Raw genomic sequence first — 2,157 nt, 5'->3', positions numbered from 1 at the left:
ACGAGTCGCTTTGCACTCACCCAAACCTCGCAGCTCGCGCCCTATGGAGCCGGAATACCCTCTAGCCGGGCCAGAAGACTGAAGCCTACTTTGTCATTCGCAATCAGTCTCAGCAGGCGCAAGTCGATGATTCTGTCCGTCCTAAATTAGCGGAGTAATACAAAGATGAGTATATTGAAAGAACGCTGGGACACCCTGGACGCTAAGAAAAAACGTATTTTTGTCTTAGGGGGGACATTTGTCGTATTGATCCCGATTATCCTTTTGCTTATGCCTGAATCGCGCAAACCTGCGTTGCGCGGGCCATCCGAGCAAGTCATTTCCAGCGTGTTAACTGACACCGACACCCAAGGAGTTAGCCAGAACGCAATCGCCGCACGCCTGCGCTCTTTGGGCGAAGCGATTGAAAAACAAAACAGCAACATCACGGATTTGAAAAAGTCCCTGAACGTAGATGAAATCAACAAGCGCCTGGTCGCTATTGAGCAACAGCAGCGCACCGATCGCATTGAACAGGAGAAGCTGAAAAAACGTGTTGCTGAAGGCACTACCGTGTTGCCTTACTCCAAATCAGTGCGTTCGAAAGACGTCTACAGTGGGGATAATAAAGCAAAACAAGGCGTTGAAAAGTTAACGTCCGACAGTGTTCACGAAAACCTGAATAACGACGATACGCTCCAGCGTGTGTATGAAAATACCCAGCAGCCTAACCCAGCGGACTTCGCGTTAGATAAAAACGCCAAAGGCAAAGACGGCAAGGCGGTAGCTCCCTCAACGCCAGATATCATCTCTGTACATGAGGACGTTAAAGAGATCGCTGCCGCTGACCCGGATGATGACCCTGCCTTCCAAACCTACCTCCCAGCGACTTCAATCCTGAGTGGTGTCTTTATTTCAGGTATGGATGCACCCACATCACAAAACGCGCGCAAAGACCCTTACCCGGCGCTTATTCGCATCAAGAAAGATGCAATCTTGCCAAACCGCTTCCGTGCTGACGTGCGTGAGTGTGGCCTGTTGGCTGCGGGTTTTGGCGAGCTATCGTCTGAACGTGGCTACTTCCGCTCTGAGGTGATCACCTGTATTCGTGATGACGGTGCCGTATTTGAATCGCCACTGGATGCGTATGCCGTAGGTGAGGATGGTAAAGCAGGTGTCCGTGGTCGCCTGGTGACCAAACAAGGTCAATACCTGGCTAAGGCACTGACCGCAGGTTTCTTACAGGCTGCTTCATCATTGTTCAGTGTCCAAAGTATTCCGACCATCAACGTTACCCGTGATAACAACGGCAGCAAGAAAAACAACACACCTTATGAGCAGGTGATGAGCAGTGAGGCACTTCAAGGGGCTGCCATCGCGGGCGTGGGTGGGGCATTAGATCGCCTGGCTGACTTCTACATGAACATGGCCGGTGACTTGTTCCCTGTTATCGAAATTGATCCGGGTCGTAGTGTCGATTTTATCGTTCAAAAAGGTGTGACGCTGAAATTTACCCGCGTTAAACCGAATGGCAAAACAACGCCTACCACTTTTAATTCCAACGGGACTCACTAATTATGTGGAAAAAACGTCTTTTAACAATCTGTGTCGCGGCGGCTGGTCTGGCTGCATTGTCCGGCTGTACGCTGGTGGATGGTAATTCAGAATATGGCTGTAAAGGGATGCCCAATGCCGTAACCTGTATGAACATCCGTGATATCCACCAGCTGACCGATGGGGACGACTACCAAGAGCGTATTGATGCTGTCTCTGAGCAACAGTTATCGGGAAAGCCTGTAGATCTTAAGCGCGGTAATATTGCAAGTAACGCTGGTGCTGGTGGTGTCGCAACCGGTGGTCGATATGTGCCTGTTCCTGCCGCAACGGCCAACCCTCAGCCGATCCGTACTCAGGCACAGGTAATGCGAGTGCTGGTTGACCCCTACGAATCCGCAGACGGTGACCTGAACGTTCCTGGCTATGTGTACACCGAGATTGAACCACGTCGCTGGGAAGTGGGAGCTTCACATGCGGCGACCCGCAGCGCCGTGATTCGCCCAATGAATTCGGCTCCAGTGGCGGCGGCACCGAACCCGCAAACACCGGCCAAATAATGCCTCAATTGAAATTAATGCAAACTGAATTATTTGACATTCCCCTCAAAAACAATCAGTTGCA

Annotated in this window: 2 protein-coding genes; both read left to right on the top strand. The window is 51.1% G+C overall.

All coding sequences use genetic code 11. The annotated features are described in order from the left end of the window. Window positions 1–165 precede the first annotated feature (165 nt). On the top strand, window positions 166–1,554 hold the full coding sequence (locus ACVRRC_RS21615) for a TraB/TrbI/VirB10 family type IV secretion system protein (RefSeq protein WP_094962209.1): 1,389 nt from the start codon (window positions 166–168) through the stop codon (window positions 1,552–1,554). A gap of 2 nt (window positions 1,555–1,556) precedes the next feature. Next, window positions 1,557–2,093 carry a type IV conjugative transfer system lipoprotein TraV gene (gene traV, locus ACVRRC_RS21610; RefSeq protein ID WP_239509712.1) on the top strand — a complete coding sequence of 179 codons (537 nt, stop codon included), beginning with the start codon at window positions 1,557–1,559 and terminating at the stop codon, window positions 2,091–2,093. The last annotated feature ends 64 nt before the right edge of the window (window positions 2,094–2,157 follow it).

The organism is Stutzerimonas sp. LR2 (assembly GCF_055755175.1).
The sequence above is the reverse complement of the archived record's forward strand: the minus strand, read 5'-3'. Positions and strand labels throughout refer to the sequence as shown.

Excerpts from the sequence above, each read along its gene's own strand:
- traV (WP_239509712.1), top strand. The coding sequence starts at position 1,557 with ATGTGGAAAAAACGTCTTTTAACAATCTGTGTCGCGGCGGCTGGTCTG.
- ACVRRC_RS21615 (WP_094962209.1), top strand. The coding sequence starts at position 166 with ATGAGTATATTGAAAGAACGCTGGGACACCCTGGACGCTAAGAAAAAA.